This is a genomic window from Streptomyces sp. NPDC050423, assembly GCF_040655445.1.
GTDB lineage: Bacteria > Actinomycetota > Actinomycetes > Streptomycetales > Streptomycetaceae > Streptomyces.
In genome coordinates, this window is record NZ_JBFAJY010000013.1 from 21,052 (window position 1) to 39,814 (window position 18,763).

17 protein-coding genes and 1 pseudogene are annotated in these 18,763 nt (G+C 69.8%); 14 read left to right on the forward strand and 4 right to left on the reverse strand.

The features are described from left to right. Positions 1 to 109 precede the first annotated feature (109 nt). Positions 110 to 553 carry an SRPBCC family protein gene (locus AB0I52_RS12345; RefSeq protein WP_363071587.1) on the reverse strand — a complete coding sequence of 148 codons (444 nt, stop codon included), beginning with the start codon at positions 551 to 553 and terminating at the stop codon, positions 110 to 112. A 148-nt stretch (positions 554 to 701) separates the two neighbouring features. Here AB0I52_RS12345 and AB0I52_RS12350 point away from each other — a divergent pair, with 148 nt between their 5' ends. The 3 genes from AB0I52_RS12350 (at position 702) to AB0I52_RS12360 (ending at position 4,100) form a co-directional block, all read left to right on the forward strand. After that, positions 702 to 1,751 (forward strand): Rv2578c family radical SAM protein, encoded by a 1,050-nt coding sequence (locus AB0I52_RS12350; protein ID WP_363071589.1) that lies wholly within the window; start codon positions 702 to 704, stop codon positions 1,749 to 1,751. Positions 1,752 to 1,902: 151 nt separating this feature from the next. Further along, positions 1,903 to 3,495, forward strand: a complete 1,593-nt coding sequence (locus AB0I52_RS12355) for an alpha/beta hydrolase (protein ID WP_363071591.1) — start codon at positions 1,903 to 1,905, stop codon at positions 3,493 to 3,495. 101 nt (positions 3,496 to 3,596) lie between these two features. Next, positions 3,597 to 4,100 (forward strand): GNAT family N-acetyltransferase, encoded by a 504-nt coding sequence (locus AB0I52_RS12360; protein WP_363071778.1) that lies wholly within the window; start codon positions 3,597 to 3,599, stop codon positions 4,098 to 4,100. Positions 4,101 to 4,129: 29 nt separating this feature from the next. Here the strand turns inward: AB0I52_RS12360 and AB0I52_RS12365 are convergent, their stop codons facing one another. Then, on the reverse strand, positions 4,130 to 4,702 hold the full coding sequence (locus AB0I52_RS12365) for an adenylosuccinate lyase (RefSeq protein ID WP_363071593.1): 573 nt from the start codon (positions 4,700 to 4,702) through the stop codon (positions 4,130 to 4,132). Positions 4,703 to 5,062: 360 nt separating this feature from the next. On the opposite strand from AB0I52_RS12365, the gene AB0I52_RS12370 reads away from it, so the two are divergent. The 11 genes from AB0I52_RS12370 to AB0I52_RS12420 all read left to right on the forward strand — a co-directional run bounded on the left by AB0I52_RS12370 (position 5,063) and on the right by AB0I52_RS12420 (position 17,837). Continuing rightward, positions 5,063 to 6,844 (forward strand): 3-hydroxybutyryl-CoA dehydrogenase, encoded by a 1,782-nt coding sequence (locus AB0I52_RS12370; protein ID WP_363071595.1) that lies wholly within the window; start codon positions 5,063 to 5,065, stop codon positions 6,842 to 6,844. A 109-nt stretch (positions 6,845 to 6,953) separates the two neighbouring features. Next, positions 6,954 to 7,769 (forward strand): TetR family transcriptional regulator, encoded by an 816-nt coding sequence (locus AB0I52_RS12375; protein WP_363071597.1) that lies wholly within the window; start codon positions 6,954 to 6,956, stop codon positions 7,767 to 7,769. A gap of 74 nt (positions 7,770 to 7,843) precedes the next feature. Continuing rightward, a complete protein-coding gene (locus AB0I52_RS12380) occupies positions 7,844 to 8,653 on the forward strand; it encodes a GNAT family N-acetyltransferase (protein ID WP_363071599.1) in 810 nt (269 codons plus the stop codon). A gap of 387 nt (positions 8,654 to 9,040) precedes the next feature. Further along, on the forward strand, positions 9,041 to 10,378 hold the full coding sequence (ccrA, locus tag AB0I52_RS12385; protein ID WP_363071601.1) for a crotonyl-CoA carboxylase/reductase: 1,338 nt from the start codon (positions 9,041 to 9,043) through the stop codon (positions 10,376 to 10,378). Between the two features lies 1 nt (position 10,379). Then, positions 10,380 to 12,392 (forward strand): protein meaA, encoded by a 2,013-nt coding sequence (locus tag AB0I52_RS12390; RefSeq protein WP_363071603.1) that lies wholly within the window; start codon positions 10,380 to 10,382, stop codon positions 12,390 to 12,392. Beyond that, on the forward strand, positions 12,389 to 13,405 hold the full coding sequence (locus AB0I52_RS12395; protein ID WP_363071605.1) for a CoA ester lyase: 1,017 nt from the start codon (positions 12,389 to 12,391) through the stop codon (positions 13,403 to 13,405). Before AB0I52_RS12390 ends, AB0I52_RS12395 begins: the two co-directional genes overlap by 4 nt. A 1-nt stretch (position 13,406) precedes the next feature. Further along, positions 13,407 to 13,934, forward strand: a complete 528-nt coding sequence (locus AB0I52_RS12400; RefSeq protein WP_363071607.1) for a MaoC family dehydratase — start codon at positions 13,407 to 13,409, stop codon at positions 13,932 to 13,934. Between the two features lie 2 nt (positions 13,935 to 13,936). Continuing rightward, positions 13,937 to 15,142, forward strand: coding sequence for an acyl-CoA dehydrogenase family protein (locus AB0I52_RS12405; RefSeq protein WP_363071609.1), 1,206 nt, complete (start codon positions 13,937 to 13,939; stop codon positions 15,140 to 15,142). Positions 15,143 to 15,323: 181 nt separating this feature from the next. Continuing rightward, a complete protein-coding gene (locus tag AB0I52_RS12410; RefSeq protein WP_024489890.1) occupies positions 15,324 to 15,971 on the forward strand; it encodes a phosphatidylserine decarboxylase in 648 nt (215 codons plus the stop codon). A gap of 22 nt (positions 15,972 to 15,993) precedes the next feature. After that, entirely contained in the window at positions 15,994 to 16,812 is an 819-nt protein-coding gene (pssA, locus tag AB0I52_RS12415) for a CDP-diacylglycerol--serine O-phosphatidyltransferase (protein ID WP_363071780.1), read from the forward strand. Positions 16,813 to 17,315: 503 nt separating this feature from the next. Continuing rightward, complete coding sequence (locus AB0I52_RS12420; RefSeq protein ID WP_363071611.1) at positions 17,316 to 17,837, forward strand: hypothetical protein; 522 nt, start codon at positions 17,316 to 17,318, stop codon at positions 17,835 to 17,837. A gap of 98 nt (positions 17,838 to 17,935) precedes the next feature. On the opposite strand, the pseudogene AB0I52_RS12425 reads toward AB0I52_RS12420, so the two are convergent. After that, positions 17,936 to 18,073, reverse strand: a pseudogene (locus AB0I52_RS12425) (DUF6338 family protein); the annotation flags it as partial. Positions 18,074 to 18,323: 250 nt separating this feature from the next. Further along, entirely contained in the window at positions 18,324 to 18,530 is a 207-nt protein-coding gene (locus AB0I52_RS12430; protein WP_363071613.1) for a hypothetical protein, read from the reverse strand. Positions 18,531 to 18,763: the final 233 nt, after the last annotated feature.

Sequence of the window (18,763 nt, forward strand, 5' to 3'; positions counted from 1 at the left end):
CTGACGGCGCACTTGGAGGGCTTAGCCGCCGATGGGGGCCGCTACGGCGCACAACCGTCCGGACGGAAAGATCACCCGAACCGGTGAGGCCGGAAAGCGGGACCGGGAGTTACTTCTCCACCTCGGTGGCGAGATTCTGCAGGAGCTCGTCGTAGATGCGGCCAAGTCCCTTGGGTGCGAAGGTCCTCTCGAAGAATCCGCCGATGCCGCCGGCCCCGTTCCACACGGTCGAGACGACCGCCTTGGACTTCCCCTCGCCGGCCGGGGTGACGGTCCAGGTCGTGACCATCGAGGAGTTGCGGTCCTTCTCCACGAGCTGCCCCTCGGTGGGCTCGCTGACCTCCAGCAGGCAGTCGCGCACCCGCTTGCTGGTGGCCTGGAGCTTCCAGTGGACGAGGGTGCCCTCGCCGTCGCCGCCCTCACGCACCTCGTACTCGCTGAAGTGGCCGGGCAGCACCTTGCCGCGGACGTCCTTGTAGTCGGCCAGCGCGTCGAACACCGCTTCCGGGTCCGCCGCGATGATCCGCTCTGTCGTGGCCTCGACCTGCGCCATGGCTGTTCCTCCAGCACTCGGTTGTTCGGGGTGTGCTGAGCCAACCACCTCCGGCACCCGGCTCAAAATCCGGCCGGGGACGAAGGGGAGAAAACGATCAAGGGAACAAGTGTTCTATTCTCGGGTCAGTGCTACCTAGGAGGCGTCCATGCGCTGGGACAATCTGGCCGAAAACCGCGCCAAGACCACCAAGAGCGGAGAGGCCGCGCTCTTCGCCGCGGACGCGGTGACGACGCGCACCTTCGACACCCCGGAGTTCCGCGGCATCACCTTCCACGAAGTCCGGGCCCGATCGATCGTGAACCGGGTGCCGGGCGCGTCCCGAATGCCGTTCGAGTGGACCGTGAACCCCTACCGCGGCTGCTCGCACGCCTGCGTCTACTGCTTCGCCCGCAAGACCCACAGCTATCTGGACCTCGACACCGGGCTGGGCTTCGACTCGCAGATCGTCGTCAAGGTCAACGCCCCGGAGCTGGTGCGCCGCGAGCTCGCCGCCGGCCGCTGGCACGGCGCGCACATCGCGATGGGGACCAATGTCGACTGTTACCAGCGCGCCGAGGGCCGCTACCGGCTGATGCCCGGCATCCTCGCGGCCCTGCGCGACCACGCGAACCCCTTCTCCATCCTGACGAAGGGCACGCTGATCCTGCGCGACCTGGAGCTGCTGCGGCAGGCGGCCGAGGTCACCGAGGTCGGCGTCTCGGTCTCCGTGGGCTTCGTCGACCCCGAGCTGTGGCGCACCGTGGAGCCCGGCACCCCCTCCCCCGAGCGCCGCCTGGACGTCGTGCGCACCCTCAGCGAGCACGGCATCGGCTGCGGGGTGCTGATGGCGCCCGTCATCCCGTTCCTCGGCGACCGGCCGGACCAACTGCGGGCGACGGTCCGCGCGATCGCCGCCGCCGGTGCGACCTCGGTGACCCCGCTCGTCCTCCATCTGCGCCCCGGCGCCCGGGAGTGGTTCATGGAGTGGCTCGGCCGGCACCACCCCGAGCTGGTGGGGCGGTACGAGCGCCTGTACGCGGACGGGGCGTACGCGCCGACGTGGTACCAGCGCCGCGTCACCCGCCACGTGCACGAGCTCGCTGCCGAGTACGGCATCGGGCCCTCGCGCCGCGGGACCCCCCGCGCACTCCCCGGGCGCGGCGAGCCGCAGCCCCCGCCCGACGGCGCCGAGCCCACCCAGCTGACCCTGCTCTGACCGGACCGCCGTCGATCCGGCGCACCGGGCACCGGGCAGCGGCAAACGGGTCATCTCTCACCGGAACAGGTCCTTACGGCTCCGATGCGGGGAGCATCCGGCGGGGGCTGCCGTCACGCGCAGCCGTGTTCCCCCCACCACGGGAGGCCATATGACGAAACGTTCAGGAATTCTGTTCGCCGTCGGGGCGACGGTCGCCGGTCTGGTGACCGCCGTGCCGTCCCCGGCGACCGCCGACACCGGTGCGCAGCGCGCCGTATCGCTCAAGTGGGCCGACTGCGCCACCAAGTCGTCCCCGACGCTCCAGTGCTCGTCGGTGAGTGCCCCGCTCGACCATGACGACCCGTCCGGCCGGAAGATCACCCTCGCCCTGACCCGGGTCCCGCACACCTCGAAGACCTTCCAGGGCCCGCTGCTGGTCAATCCGGGCGGCCCCGGTGGCAGCGGACTGTCGATGGCCGGTTTCGTCGCCGCCTCGCTGCCGAAGGCGGTGGCCGCCCAGTACGACGTGATCGGCTTCGACCCGCGCGGCGTGGGCAAGAGCCGGCCGGCCCTGGACTGCGTGCCGAAGTACTCCGATCCGGTACGGCCCGACTCGGTGCCGCGCACCCTGCGGGACGAGCAGGCCAACCGGGACCGCGCCCGGTCCTTCGCGGCCGCCTGCGGCAAGAAGTACCCGGACCTGCTGCCGTACATGGACACGGTCAGCGCGGCCAAGGACCTCGACGTGATCCGCCGGGCGACCGGCGCGGCGAAGCTCAACTACCTCGGGTACTCCTACGGCACCTACCTGGGCTCGGTGTACGCGAAGCTCTTCCCGGACCGCGTCCGGCGCCTCGTCCTCGACTCGAACGTCGACCCGACCGGCGTCTGGTACGACGACAACCTCAGCCAGGACTACGCGTTCGACACCCGCCACAAGGCGTTCATGGCCTGGGTGGCGAAGTACCACAGCACGTACGGGCTGGGCAGCGACCCGGCGAAGGTCGAGGCGGCCTGGTACCGGATGCGGGACGCGGTCAAGAAGCATCCCGCGGGCAAGAAGGTCGGCGCGAGCGAGCTGGACGACACGTTCCTGCCGGGCGGCTACTACAACGGCTACTGGCCCGTGCTGGCCGAGGCGTTCGCCGGTTACGTGAACCACAAGGACGAGAAGACGCTGGTCAAGGCGTACGAGCGGTTCGGCGCGGTCGACGCCGAAGGCGACAACGGGTACTCGGTCTACACGGCCGTTCAGTGCCGGGACGCCCAGTGGCCGCGCGACTGGAACGTCTGGCGCAACGACGCCTGGAGGGTGCACACCAAGGCGCCCTTCATGGCCTGGAGCAACACCTGGTACAACGCGCCGTGCGCCGACTGGCCGGTGGAGCCGCTGAATCCGGTCCGGGTCTCCAACCACGACCTGCCGCCCGCGCTGCTCTTCCAGGCCACGGAAGACGCGGCCACACCGTACGAGGGCGGAGTCACCCTGCACCGCAAGCTCCGCGGTTCCAGCCTGGTCGTCGAGCAGGGCGGCGGCAACCACGGCGTCACACTGAGCGGCAACGACTGCCTGGACAAGTACCTGGCGGACTATCTCGCCAAGGGCACCGTCCCGCGCGGCAGGAGCGGCGACGTGGACGCGGTCTGCGCGAAGACGCCCGACCCGAAGCCCGCGACCGGCAAGGCCGCGAAGGCGGCGCCCCGTACGGGCGCGGAGGGCCGGGGCAGCGCGCTGCACGGAGTGCTCGGCTTCCGGGGCTGACGGGGCCGGAAGTCGCGTTCCCTACCGGGGGCGTGCGCGAGGATGGGCGTGTGACCACACATCCCACTCCGGCGCACGCCCCCGAACTGCTGATCCGGGACATGACCGTCGAGGACTGCGAGGCCGTGGCGACGGTCCGGGTGCGCGGCTGGCAGAGCGCCTACGCGGGGCTGATGCCGCAGGCCCATCTGGACGCGATGAGCATCGCCGAGGACGCGGAGCGGCGCCGCGGGTTCCTCGCCGAGGGCAACGAGGTCGTCAACGTGGTGGCGGAGCGGGCGGGCCTCGGCGTCGTCGGCTGGGCGGCGTACGGGCCGTATCGCGAGAACGGCAGACGGCTCGCACGCAGTGAGCTGTACGCGCTCTACGTGCTGCCGGAGCGGACGGGGACGGGGGCGGGCCGGGCCCTGATGTCCGAGGTACTGGCGCGCGCCACCGCGGCCGGTCACCCGGAGCTCGTGCTCTGGGTGCTCAGGGAGAACGCGTCGGCCCGCCGCTTCTACGCACGCGCGGGCTTCCGCCCGGACGGCGCCGAGGAGCCCTTCGAGGTGGATGGTGTACCGGTCCCCGAGGTGCGTTACGTGCGCTCGCTCGGCGTGCTCTGAGGGGCGCTGACCGCACACCGCCGCGCCCCTCAGAACGCCGGCAGCCTGCCGAGCGCCTCCCCCGCCGCGCCGCCCAGTCGCGGGTGCGGCAGGGCCGCCTCCAGCACCGGGCGGGCCCGTGCGTCGCCGAGCCGCCCCAGCCCCTCGACGCAGGCCAGCGCCACCCGCCAGTGCGGTTCGTCCGGCCCGAGCAGCCTGCGCAGGGTGCTCACCAGGGCCGGTACGGACTCCGGGGCGCGCAGTTCGCTGAGCAGCCGGACCGGGTACAGCGCGTAGGCGGTGCGCAGGGAGTTGGTGGCGAGTGCGGCTGCGGCGCGCGGGGTGCGCGGGTCACCGAGGCGGGCCAGGGCGTGGGCGGCGCCGGCGCAGCGCTCCGCGTCGCGGTGGTTGAGCAGCAGCACCAGGGTCTCGAAGGCCCGCCGGTCCCCGCCGCAGCCCAGCCGGAACGCCGCGATCTCGCGGGCCCACAGCGGGCGTTCGCGCTCGATGAGGACCTGCGCCAGCTCCTCGTCGTCATCGGTGACCAGGAGCCGGCGGTAGGCCGCCGACTCCCCCGCCTCGTCGGCCAGCCGGTGGGTCAGCGACCGCAGCTCCTCGTCCATGACCGTCAGCGTATCGGTGAACACGCAGCGTGCCGAGGAGGGTGGTGAATGTGAGGGGGCGCACAACAACCCGGGGCTGGCGCGCTCGTTACTCGCCGGTTAACCTCATGTGAGCGGGACACTCCCCCGCCGGCTCCGGTGGCCTGGTGACGCAGCCACCCGGAGTGAATGTCGGTTCGGCAGCTGTGCGAGGCGTGACTCCGGGACAGAGTCCGCCGCTCCTTCCCGGTCCCGGCGTACCCCGTACGCCCGGACGTGAGCACCACGACAGACAACTCCCGTACGCCGCGCACCCTCGGCCCCTCTCATCGGCCGCGCGCCGTGCGTCCCTCAGTCGTCACTCATCCCTGGAGTCCCGTGATGGACACCCCGCTCAGCATCATCGCCGTCGTCGGCCTCGGCACGATGGGCACCGGCATCGCCGAGGTCCTCGCCCGATCCGGCCGCGAGGTCATCGGAATCGACATCAATGACGCGGCCGCCCGCCAGGCGGTCGCCAGCCTGGAGGCGTCCACCGCACGCGCCGTGCGGCGCGAGCGGATCACCGAGGAGGAGCGGCGCGACGTCCTCGCCCGGTTCCGTACCTTCTCCGACCTCCAGGCCGCCGCGGACGCGGAGCTGGTCATCGAGGTCGTGCCCGAGACGTACGAGATCAAGCAGCAGGTCTTCCGGGATCTCGACGCGGTCGTCTCCCCCACCGCGATCCTCGCGACGGGCACCAACGCCCTGTCGGTGACCCGGCTCGCCGCCGAGTCCCGGCACCCGGAGCGGGTGCTCGGCCTGCACTTCTTCAACCCGGCGCCCGTGATGAAGCTGGTCGAAGTGGTCTCGTCCGTGCTCACCGCGCCGCCTGCCGTCGCGGCGGTCACGGAGCTCGCCCGCCTGCTGGGCAAGGAGCCGGTCGCGGTCGGGGACCGGCCGGGGTTCGTGGCCGACGGGCTGCTGTTCGGCTACCTCAACCAGGCCGCGGCGATGTACGAGGCGAACTACGCCTCCCGCGAGGACATCGACGCGGCGATGAGGCTGGGCTGCGGTCTGCCGATGGGCCCGCTCGCCCTGCTGGACCTCATCGGCATCGACACCGCCCGTACCGTCCTGGAGGCGATGTACTGCGCCTCGCACGACCGGCTGCACGCCCCCGCGCCGATCCTCGGCCAGCTCAGCGAGGCCGGGCTGACCGGCCGCAAGACGGGCCGCGGCTTCTACACCTACGCGGGGCCGGGCAGCCAGGACGTGGTCCCGGACGCGCTGACGCCCGCGCGGGACAGCGCGGCGGGGACCGGGCGCACCGTGCGCTCGGTGGGGGTCGCGGGCTCCGGGACGATGGCTTCGGGGATCGCCGAGGTCTTCGCGAAGGCCGGGTACGACGTGGTGCTCGCCGCGCGCAGCCAGGAGAAGGCGGAGACCGCCAGGGGCCGGATCGCGAAGTCGCTGGAACGTTCGGTCACCAAGGGGCGGCTGACGGCCGGGGACCGGGACGAGACCCTGGCCCGGATCACCGCGGCCGGTTCGCTGGACTCCTTCGCCGAGGTCGACCTCGCCGTCGAGGCCGTGGCCGAGGACCTGCTGGTCAAGCAGCAGCTGTTCGCCACCCTGGACAAGGTGTGCAGGCCGGGCGCGGTGCTCGCCACCACCACGTCCTCGCTGCCGGTGGTGTCGGTCGCCCGTGCCACCGCCCGGCCGGAGGACGTCATCGGGATGCACTTCTTCAACCCGGCGCCCGCCATGAAGCTGGTCGAGGTGGTCCGCACGGTCCTGACCGCCGACGAGGTGCACGCCACGGTCCGCGAGGTCTGTGTGAAGGTGCGCAAGCACCCGGTGGACTGCGGGGACCGGGCCGGGTTCATCGTGAACGCGCTGCTGTTCCCGTACCTCAACAACGCGATCAAGATGGTCGAGGAGCACTACGCGACCCTCGACGACATCGACGCCGCGATGAAGCTGGGCGGCGGCTACCCGATGGGGCCCTTCGAGCTCCTGGACGTCGTCGGCCTCGATGTCTCACTCGCCATCGAGAAGGTGCTGCACAGCGAGTTCCGCGACCCGGGTCTCGCCCCGGCGCCGCTGCTGGAGCATCTGGTGGCGGCCGGCTGCCTCGGCCGCAAGACGGGGCGCGGCTTCCGCGAGTATGCCCGCCGCTGAGGGGGCCCGGTCCTCCGGGCCGGGAGCCGGTTGGGGCGGGCTGCTCGGTCCTCCGGGCGGCCCGCCCCCGCAGGAGCGCTCCCCAGCACCGATGCAGTACGTTCACACCATGTCCCAGCCCGCCAGGTCCCCCCGTGTGTCCGCCGCGCCCGACGCCCCGGAAAGTGCCGCGGGCACGCGTGCCGCCGCCCAACGGCTCAAAATGCGCCGTGAACTGGCCGCCGCGGCGATGGAGCTCTTCGCCACGAAGGGGTACGAGGCGACGACGGTCGACGAGATCGCGGGCGCCGCGGGCGTCGCCCGGCGGACCTTCTTCCGGCACTTCCGTTCCAAGGAAGAGGCCATCTTCCCGGACCACGACGACACCCTCGTACGCGCCGAGGCGGTCCTGAACGCCGCTCCGGCGCACGAGCACCCGCTCGACACGGTCTGCCGGGGCATCAAGGAAGTCATGAAGATGTACGCGGCGAAGCCCGCGGTCTCCGTGGCCCGCTACAAGCTGACCCGCGAGGTGCCCACCCTGCGGGAGGCCGAGATCGCCTCGGTGGCCCGCTACGAGCGGCTGTTCACGCGCTATCTGCTGGGCCACTTCGACGAGCGCGACCACCATGTCGGCAACGACGACCCGCTGCTGGCGGAGGTGGCGGCGTCCGCCGTGGTCACCGCGCACAACCATGTGCTGCGCCGGTGGCTGCGGGTGGACGGCCAGGGCGATGTGGAGGCGCAGCTGGACCACGCGTTCGCCATCGTCCGCGACACCTTCGGCACCGGGATCGGTGCGGGCAGGACCGCCGGGAGCGAGCCGGCGAAGGCGCCGGCCGCCTCGGTGAGCGCCGAGGGCGAGGTCCTGGTCGCCGTGGCGCGCACGGACGCGCCGCTGGACGAAGTGATGCGCACGATCCAGCAGGCGCTCAAGGAGCGCTGAGCGGCCCGTACGCCCGCGCGCACCCGGTGCGGAATCCGGTTGCCGTCGCCCTGCCCTGCTGCTGTGGTGAGCGGATGAACGAAACCCCTCCGCACGACCCCGCATCCCTGCTGGCCGTCTTCGACCGGGAGATGCGCGAGCACGCCCGCCCCGACGGCCCCGGCGTCCGCGTCGAGCGCACCGGCGACGTCGTACGGCAGTCCGGCGCGGCCCATGACTGGAACGGGGTCGTCTGGTCGTCCCCGGACCTGGACGCCGCACGGGCCGACGCGGCGATCGCCGCGCAGGTGGCCCACTGCGTGGAGCGCGGGTACGACGAGTTCGAGTGGAAGCTGTACGCGCACGACCGCCCGGCCGATCTCGGGGCCAGGCTGCTGGCGGCCGGTTTCGAGGCGGAGGACCCGGAGACCCTGCTGGTCGCGCCGGTCCCGGACCTTCCCACCGAGGTCGTGCTCCCCGACGGCGTCCGGCTGCGCACCGTGCGGGACGAGGCCGATGTGGAGCTGATGGCCCTGGCCCATGAGCAGGCCTTCGGCTCGGACTGGACCCGGCTGCGGCACCAGGTGCTGGCCCGGCTGGAGGAGGACCCGGACCACTTCGTGGGGGTGCTGGCCATGGCGGGCGAGGAGCCGGTGAGCTCGGCCCGGATGGAGCTGTACCCAGGCACCGGCTTCGCCGGGCTGTGGGGCGGCGGCACGGTGGAGGCGTGGCGCGGCAGGGGCGTCTACCGGGCGCTGATCGCCTTCCGGGCCGGGATCGCCGCGGAGCGCGGATTCCGGTACCTCCAGGTCGACGCGACCGAGCAGAGCCGCCCGATTCTGCAACGGCTCGGATTCACGGCCCTGGGCACGACGACCCCGTACGTCTACCGCCCCACGTCTTGACCCTCCCCACTCGCCGCCTCGGCACCTGCCGCCTCCGCGTCGGGGCACAACGCACCAAAACGCCCCTCGTGTTGCTCATGCGTGGCACCCGGATGACAATTGAGGGAAATTACTGGCACCGAGTGCCTTGTCAGCTGTCACAGAGTGCCATACGTTGAAGTCGTCCGGGCGGCCGGCGTGCTGAGACCTCACGTACGCCGGCTGTCCCCGCAAGCCAGGTGCCTGCGTGCCCGGACGCCTGCGTCACAGGCAAACCCTTCCGCTCCACAGAGCAAGCAGCCGAAGCATCACCAGCCGAACCGACGGCACACCTCCACGCACCACCGCTCCCCTGCTTCGCAGGACCCTCAAGCGTTCCCTCAAACGCAGCTCCATCGGAGGCACACCGTGAAGGAAATCCTGGACGCGATCCAATCGCAGGACAGCACGGCCGCGGACTTCGCGGCGCTGCCCGTCCCCGAGTCGTACCGCGCGGTGACCGTGCACAAGGACGAGACGGAGATGTTCGCCGGGCTCGACACCCGTGACAAGGACCCCCGTAAGTCGCTGCACCTCGACGAGGTGCCGGTGCCCGAGCTCGGCCCCGGCGAGGCGCTGGTCGCCGTCATGGCCAGCTCGGTGAACTACAACTCCGTCTGGACCTCGATCTTCGAGCCGATGGCCACCTTCGGCTTCCTGGAGCGCTACGGAAAGCTCAGCGAGCTCACCCGGCGCCACGACCTGCCGTACCACGTCATCGGCTCCGACCTGGCGGGCGTCGTCCTGCGCACCGGCCCCGGCGTCAACGCCTGGAAGCCCGGTGACGAGGTCGTCGCGCACTGCCTGTCGGTCGAACTGGAGTCCTCGGACGGCCACAACGACACGATGCTCGACCCCGAGCAGCGCATCTGGGGCTTCGAGACCAACTTCGGCGGGCTGGCCGAGGTCGCCCTGGTGAAGTCGAACCAGCTGATGCCGAAGCCGGACCACCTCAGCTGGGAGGAGGCCGCGGCCCCCGGGCTGGTCAACTCCACCGCGTACCGCCAGCTCGTCTCGCGCAACGGCGCGGGCATGAAGCAGGGCGACAACGTGCTGATCTGGGGCGCGAGCGGCGGGCTGGGCTCCTACGCGACGCAGTTCGCGCTGGCCGGCGGCGCCAACCCCGTCTGCGTCGTCTCCAGCGACCAGAAGGCCGAGCTCTGCCGGAAGATGGGCGCCGGGGCGATCATCGACCGCAACGCCGAGGGCTACAAGTTCTGGAAGGACGAGCACAACCAGGACCCGCGCGAGTGGAAGCGGTTCGGCAAGCGCATCCGTGAACTGACCGGCGGCGAGGACGTCGACATCGTCTTCGAGCACCCGGGCCGCGAGACGTTCGGCGCGAGTGTGTACGTGACCCGCAAGGGCGGCACGATCGTCACCTGCGCCTCGACCTCCGGCTACACCCACGAGTACGACAACCGCTACCTGTGGATGTCGCTGAAGAAGATCGTGGGCTCGCACTTCGCCAACTACCGCGAGGCGTGGGAGGCCAACCGCCTGGTCGCCAAGGGGAAGATCCACCCGACGCTGTCGAAGGTCTACTCCCTGGAGGACACCGGCCAGGCCGCGTACGACGTGCACCGCAACCTCCACCAGGGCAAGGTCGGCGTCCTGGCGCTGGCACCGCGCGAGGGGCTGGGCGTGCGCGACGAGGAGCTGCGCGAGCAGCACATCGACGCCATCAACCGCTTCCGGAGTGTCTGACATGACGGGCCGCCAGAAGGACCGCCCCTGGCTCATGCGGACGTACGCGGGCCACTCGACCGCCGAGGCGTCCAACGAGCTCTACCGGCGCAACCTCGCCAAGGGCCAGACGGGCCTGTCGGTCGCCTTCGACCTGCCGACCCAGACGGGGTACGACCCCGACCACATCCTCGCCCGCGGCGAGGTCGGCCGGGTCGGCGTGCCCGTCTCGCACCTCGGCGACATGCGCCGGCTGTTCCAGGACATCCCGCTGGAGCAGATGAACACCTCGATGACGATCAACGCCACCGCGATGTGGCTGCTGGCGCTCTACCAGGTGGTCGCGGAGGAGCAGGGAGCGGACGCGGACAAGCTCCAGGGCACTACGCAGAACGACATCGTCAAGGAGTACCTCTCGCGCGGGACGCACGTCTTCCCGCCCGGCCCCTCCCTGCGGCTGACCACCGACATGATCACGTACACGGTCAACCGCATCCCCAAGTGGAACCCGATCAACATCTGCAGCTATCACCTCCAGGAGGCGGGGGCCACCCCGGTCCAGGAGATCGCGTACGCCATGTCGACGGCCATCGCGGTCCTCGACGCGGTGCGCGACTCCGGGCAGGTGCCCGAGGAGAAGTTCGGCGCCGTGGTCGCCCGGATCTCCTTCTTCGTGAACGCGGGCGTCCGGTTCATCGAGGAGATGTGCAAGATGCGCGCCTTCGGCCGCATCTGGGACCGGATCACCCGGGAGCGCTACGGCATCACCGATACCAAGCAGCGCCGCTTCCGCTACGGCGTCCAGGTCAACTCGCTCGGCCTGACCGAGGCCCAGCCGGAGAACAACGTCCAGCGGATCGTGCTGGAGATGCTGGCCGTCACCCTCTCCAAGGACGCCCGCGCCCGCGCGGTGCAGCTGCCCGCCTGGAACGAGGCGCTGGGGCTGCCGCGCCCCTGGGACCAGCAGTGGTCGCTCCGCATCCAGCAGGTGCTCGCCCACGAGAGCGACCTGCTGGAGTACGAGGACATCTTCGCCGGGTCCCATGTCATCGAGGCCAAGGTGGACGAGCTGGTCAGCGACTCGCTCGCGGAGATCGACCGGATCCAGCGGATGGGCGGCGCCATGGCGGCCGTTGAATCCGGCTACCTCAAGTCCGAGCTGGTCTCCTCGCACGCCGCCCGGCGGGCCCGGATCGAGGGCGGCGACGAGAAGATCGTCGGCGTCAACATCTACGAGAGCACCGAGCCCAATCCGCTCACCGCCGACCTGGACGCCGCGATCATGACGGTCGACCCTTCGATCGAGGCCAAGGTCGTCGCCGCGCTCCACGAGTGGCGCGACAACCGCGACGAGGCCCGCGCCACCGAGGCGCTGGCCGTCCTGAAGAAGGCCGCCGCGGGGACCGAGAACATGATGGAGGCCACCGTCGAGTGCGCCCGCGCGGGCGTCACCACGGGCGAGTGGTCCTGGGCACTGCGCGATGTCTTCGGCGAGTTCCGCGCACCGACCGGAGTGTCGTCCGCCCCGGTCGCGGTGACGGCCGAGGAGGGCACCCCGCTGGCCCTGGTACGCGAGAAGGTCGCCCGGACCGCCGCGGACCTGGGCGCGGGCCGGCTGCGGCTGCTCGTCGGCAAGCCCGGCCTGGACGGGCACTCCAACGGCGCCGAGCAGATCGCGGTACGCGCGCGGGACGCCGGTTTCGAGGTCGTCTACCAGGGCATCCGCCTCACGCCCGAACAGATCGTCTCGGCCGCCGTCGCCGAGGACGTGCACTGCGTCGGCCTGTCGATCCTGTCCGGCTCGCACGCCGAGCTGGTGCCCGACGTGCTGACCCGGCTCCGCCGGACCGGCGCGGACGACATCCCGGTGATCGTCGGCGGGATCATTCCCCCCGCCGACGCCGAGGCGCTGATCAAGGCCGGTGTCGCCGCCGTATTCACCCCGAAGGACTTCGGCATCACGGAGATCATCGGCCGTATCGTCGACGAGATCCGGAAAGCGAACGAGCTCGACCCTCTGGAGGTCCCCGCATGACCACGCCCGACCCGTCGCCCGCCACCACCCCGAACCCGGGCGGCTCCGCCGCGCACCCCTCGAACCGGCTGCGTCCCCGTCGTTCCTGTCTGGCCGTGCCCGGCTCGAACCCCCGCTTCCTGGAGAAGGCCCAGGGCCTCCCGGCCGATCAGGTCTTCCTGGACCTGGAGGACGCCTGCGCGCCGCTCGCCAAGGAGGGCGCCCGGCACCACATCGTCGACGCGCTGAACAAGGGCGACTGGACGGGCAAGACCCGGGTCGTGCGGGTCAACGACTGGACGACGCACTGGACGTACCGCGACGTCATCACGGTCGTCGAGGGCGCGGGTCCCAATCTCGACTGCATCATGCTGCCCAAGGTCCAGGACGCCCAGCAGGTCGTCGCCCTGGACCTGCTGCTCACCCAGATCGAGAAGACGATGGGCTTCGAGGTCGGGAGGATCGGCATCGAGGCGCAGATCGAGAACGCCAAGGGCCTGGTGAACATCGACGACATCGCCGCCGCCTCGCCCCGTCTGGAGACCCTGATCTTCGGCCCCGCCGACTTCATGGCGTCGATCAACATGAAGACCCTGGTCGTCGGCCAGCAGCCGCCCGGGTACGGCGCGGACGCGTACCACTACATCCTGATGCGCATTCTGATGGCGGCCCGCACCCACGACCTCCAGGCGATCGACGGTCCGTTCCTGCAGATCCGCGACGTGGACGCGTACCGCGAGGTGGCGGGCCGTGCGGCGGCCCTCGGCTTCGACGGCAAGTGGGTGCTGCACCCCGGCCAGGTCGACGCGGCGAACGAGGTGTTCTCGCCCTCGCAGGAGGACTACGACCACGCCGAGCTGATCCTCGACGCCTACGACTGGTGCACCTCCGAGGAGGGCGGCAAGAAGGGCTCGGCGATGCTCGGCGACGAGATGATCGACGAGGCCAGCCGCAAGATGGCCCTGGTCATCGCGGGCAAGGGCCGCGCGGCGGGCATGGAACGCACCTCCAGGTTCGAAGCTCCGGAGGCCTGAAATGCAGTTCGGACGCACATACGAGGAATTCGAGATCGGTGCCGTCTACAAGCACTGGCCCGGAAAGACCGTCACCGAATACGACGACCACCTCTTCTGTCTGTTGACCATGAATCATCACCCGCTGCACATGGACGGCAACTACGCGGAGAAGACGACCGATTTCGGAAAGAACGTTGTCGTCGGCAACTACATCTACTCCCTGCTGCTCGGCATGTCGGTGCCGGACGTCTCCGGAAAGGCGATCGCCAACCTGGAGGTCGAGTCGCTGAAGCATGTCGCACCGACGTTCCACGGCGACACTCTCTACGGCGAGACGACGGTCCTGGACAAGACTCCGTCGAAGTCCAGGAGCGACCGCGGAATCGTTTATGTGGAGACCAGGGGATACAAGCAGGACGGCACAGTGGTCTGCGTATTCCGTCGCAAGGTGATGGTCCCCACGGAGACGTACATCAAGGAGCGGGGCGGAGAACAGCCCGGCCGCCCGGAGCCGAAGCAGCCTTCGCAGAAGAACGTGGAGAAGTAGCCATGGCCCGACTCGCCCAGACCGCCGGCCTCAACGATGTCCAGCAGGAAATTCTCTCCACGGTCCGCGATTTCGTCGACAAGGAGATCATTCCGGTCGCGACGCAGCTGGAGCACCGCGACGAGTACCCGACCGAAATCGTCGAGGGTCTCAAGGAACTCGGACTTTTCGGGCTGATGATTCCCGAGGAATACGGCGGGCTGGGTGAGTCCCTGCTCACGTACGCCCTGTGCGTGGAGGAGATCGCCCGCGGCTGGATGAGCGTGTCCGGGATCATCAACACGCACTTCATCGTGGCCTACATGCTCAAGCAGCACGGCACGCAGGAGCAGAAGGACACGTTCCTGCCCCGGATGGCGCTGGGCGAGGTGCGCGGCGCCTTCTCGATGTCCGAGCCGGCCCTGGGCTCCGACGTCGCGGCGATCACCTCCAAGGGCGTGCGGGAGGGCGACGAGTACGTCCTGAACGGCCAGAAGATGTGGCTGACGAACGGCGGTACGTCCAATCTCGTCGCCGTTCTGTGCCGGAGTGACGAGGGCCACCCCGAGGGCACGCCGCCGCACAAGTCGATGACGACGTTCCTGGTGGAGAAGGAGCCCGGATTCGGCGAGGTCCGGCCCGGCCTCACGATCCCCGGGAAGATCGACAAGATGGGTTACAAGGGCGTCGACACGACCGAACTCATCATGGACGGGCTACACATTCCGGCCAATCGCGTACTCGGCGGCGCCACCGGCCGGGGGTTTTACCAAATGATGGACGGAGTGGAGGTCGGCCGGGTAAATGTCGCTGCCCGTGGCTGCGGCGTCGCGCAGCGTGCATTCGAGCTGGGCGTTTCCTACGCACAGCAGCGCCATACCTTCGGAAAACCGATCGCCCAGCACCAGGCGATCCAGTTCAAGCTGGCCGAAATGGCCACCAAGGTAGAGGCCGCTCATGCGATGATGGTAAATGCAGCGCGCAAAAAGGACTCCGGGGAACGAAACGACCTGGAGGCAGGGATGGCGAAGTACCTCGCCTCCGAGTACTGCAAGGAAGTCGTCGAGGACGCCTTCCGGATCCACGGCGGTTACGGCTTCTCCAAGGAGTACGAGATCGAGCGCCTCTACCGGGAGGCCCCGATGCTGCTGATCGGCGAAGGTACCGCCGAGATCCAGAAAATGATCATCGGGCGCCGACTCCTCGAGGAGTACCGGTTCCAGGGTTGATCGCCCCATTCGCGGTGATTTAACCGCGAAGAAGATCACACCCTGTCATCCTCACCCGGTGCCTTCCAGACGTCCGACTCGGCTGCTGGCTTGCCCAGTTGCGGTCAGCAACCGATAACATCGCCGGAAAAGCCGCCGTCCCCCGTTGCCAGCGCGGCATCATCCGCTACGAAGGTCATCCATGCCCGACAGCCATACCTCTGCACCACGCGGCGGGGTCCGCCTTGCACGCGGAGCTTCGCCGTGGCTCCTCCCGACCGTCGCCACCGCCGCACTCAGCCTGTCCCGGGCCCGCAGGTCCGGACGCTGGGCGGCCGTGGCCGTGCCCACCACCGCGCTCGCGGCGGGCATGCTGTGGTTCTTCCGCGACCCCGAGCGCGAGATCACCCAGGGCCGCGTCATCTCACCGGCCGACGGCGTGGTGCAGAGCATCATGCCGTGGAAGGACGGGCGCACCCGCGTCGCGATCTTCATGAGCCCGCTGAACGTCCACGTCAACCGCGCGCCACTGGCCGGTACGGTGACATCGGTCGAGCACATCCCCGGTGGCTTCGTTCCGGCGTTCAACAAGGAGAGCGAGAACAACGAGCGCGTTGTCTGGCACTTCGACACCGAGCTCGGTGACATCGAGATGGTGCAGATCGCGGGTGCAGTCGCCCGTCGTATCGTCCCGTACGTCCCGCAGGGCACGAAGGTGGACCAGGGCGAGCGGATCGGCCTGATCCGGTTCGGCTCCCGAGTCGACATCTACCTTCCGGAAGGTATCGATGTCGCGGTCGAGGTCGGCCAGGCCACCACCGCGGGGGTGACTCGAATTGACCGTGATTGATCCCGAGACACAGGCGGGCTGGGTGCCCGAGGCGGATGCCGAGGACGACACCGAGGACATGCCGCTCTCGATGCGGCTGTCGATAGCGGACACCCTCACTCTCGGTAACGCCACGTGCGGTTTCATGGCGGTGTACTTCACCACCACGGGCATCCTCATCCCGCACCTCACGGGCAGCGACGAGAGCGGCATGGCCCGGCACTCCGCGGCCACCGCTGTCATCCTGATGCTCATGGCCGCGATCTTCGACCTGTTCGACGGACTCGTGGCCCGCAAGCTGCGCTCCTCGCCGATGGGTGCCGAGCTGGACAACCTCTCGGACCTCGTCAGCTTCGGGCTCGCCCCGGCGTACTTCGTCCTCGTCTACGGCATGGTCGCGGACGACGCACACCAGCGGGTCTCGGCCCTCGCGGCGATCGTCGTGCTGCTGGCGGTGGTGCTCAGGCTTGCGAGATTCTCCTGTGTGACCTTGAAGGACGGCATGTTCCAGGGCATGCCGAGCCCCTTCGGAGCGCTCACGGTCATCTCGATCGTGCTCCTGGAGCTGCCCTTCGTGCCGACGCTGCTCGCGATCGTCGGAGTGGCCTGGCTGATGGTCAGCCGGGTCGAGTACCCCAAACCGCGGGGTGTCCTCGCGGTGGCGATGCTCGGCTGGATCGTGGCCGCGATGGGGCTGCTGGCCGCATGGGCGTTCGACGCCCCGGGCGGTCAGCTGCTGCTCCAGACCGGCTGTGCGCTCCAGGTCGTCCTGGGGGCGGTCATCCCGCTGTTCGCGACCGCCCGCCGGGTGAACACCTTCCGCGACAACCGGCGCGAGGCGAGGGCGGCGCAGCTGCCGTAACGGCTCACGCACGTCATGCGAGAGGGCCCGGATGCTCCCCAGCATCCGGGCCCTCTCGCATGTCCCGGGAAGACGTTCACCGAACAGGCGCCCGGTCAGTCCACATGCTGCCCGGGCTGCCCCCGAATGACATGAACGAGCGGTCCGGTCCCCGATCCGCCGGACGGTCCCTAAGCCTGTGCTATTGACCCGGCACGCCTTGAGCGAGGGCTATTGACCGGGCAGCCCTTAGCGGGGGCTGTTTGTCGAAGGGCGCATACCCAAGGCAGTCGCAGATATTCTCCGTTCGATTCCATCACCGGCGCCATCGCCACCGTTGCCAGTCTGCCGTTCCGGGCACTCGGCCGGCATTCCTTATGCCGTGGGAGCACATCACTCATACATGCCACGGGCACGTCCCTCATACGGAAACCTCTCCACTTTCACGCCTGGCCCGGCGGTACGGTGCCGGCGCGAAGGCACCGCCCGTGACGCGGCGGGACCGGAAGAGGGGTATTCAGCGGATGTCGGACCGGCCACTGGCGATCGGCGTGCTCGGCACATTGACGATGCTGTTCTTCCTCTGCGCCGGTGACCGGTTCGTCGGCGTCATGGGCGGACGCACTCCCTGGGGCGTCTTCGGATTCGTCGTGTCGCAGATGGTGGAGAAGGGCGTCTGGTTCTTCCCCGGCTCCACCCCCGCCTGGTACGGGCCGTCGACCTACGTCTCGGCGATGGTGGCCGGCCTCGTGGGCTTCGCACGCCTCCAGCTGATCACGGCGGAGCAACGCGCCAACCCGGAGAACGACCCGTTGTCGGCGAACGAACACGCGGCTTCCACCGAGGAGCGGCTGCCGAGCTACGCCGTATCGTACGATCTGGCGGTCCTGGACCTGGCCGTGGACGACTTCCGTACCGCCACCCGCCAGAGCGTGGGACACGGCTCCCACCTCGTCCATGTCTGCACCCTCATCCGGGCCGTGAGGATGCGGTACGAGCAGCTCGGGCGGCTCCAGGATCTCGACGAGGCCCATCGGGACGGGTGAGCGGGCCGGTCGGGCCCGGGGCGCACGGCAGGCCCGGTCCGGGCGGCCGGGACGGCCGGCGGAGGGGTGGCGGGCGGCGCGGTGGCAGGCGGGGAGAGGGGTTCCAGCACATCGGTGTCCGCCGCCCTGATGTGGATCCCGGCGCTGTCCCGGACGGGCCGGACGAAGCTGCCGTCCGGCTTCATCAGCCACGCCGACTCAAGGTAGATCTCGGGGGCCTGCGGATACGAGGTGGCGTAGGACCTGGAGCAGGGTGAACGGGGACTGTCCCATCAATGCCCCGCAGCCCCTCGGACGGATCGTGCGCGATCAGTCTCGCCCGCCGCGCCCGGACCGCCAGCACGGCCGCGGCCACCACCGTCGAGATCGCTACCCAGGGCCTCGCGTGCACGATCCCCGCGGCGATGTCCGACTGCCGGGAGAAGGCCGCCGCGACCAGCACGCCGCCGACCAGCCACAAGGCCCCCGACACCCGCCTCGGAGCGGTCATCTCCGCGAGCAGCAGGAGCGCTCCGAGCAACGCGGTGACGGCCACCGCCATCGTGACGGATCACTCGCCACGAACACCCGGTACTCACCGATGTTCATCAGGCACGCCACGGTCAGCCACTTGGCCCGGCCGAAGCCGATGAGGGGCGACAGGACCACGAGCGCCAGCACCATCGCGTAGACCACCGACTCCGGTACCTGCATGGACCGACTCCCCCGCCCCGCTGTACGCCCATCAGCGCCTGCGGGAGGGAAATGCTAGTCAGGTCCGGGGAACATCGAGGTCCCCCGTTCGGGTGATTGCCGTGCCCCATGGTTTCCGCCACGACCGCCGGCCCTCACCCTCCAGTGCCAGTCGTTTTTTACGCACGAATGCAAATATTTTGCACGCCACCCGAGGCCGCCACGGACAGGACTTACCCCTCGCCGAGCCATCA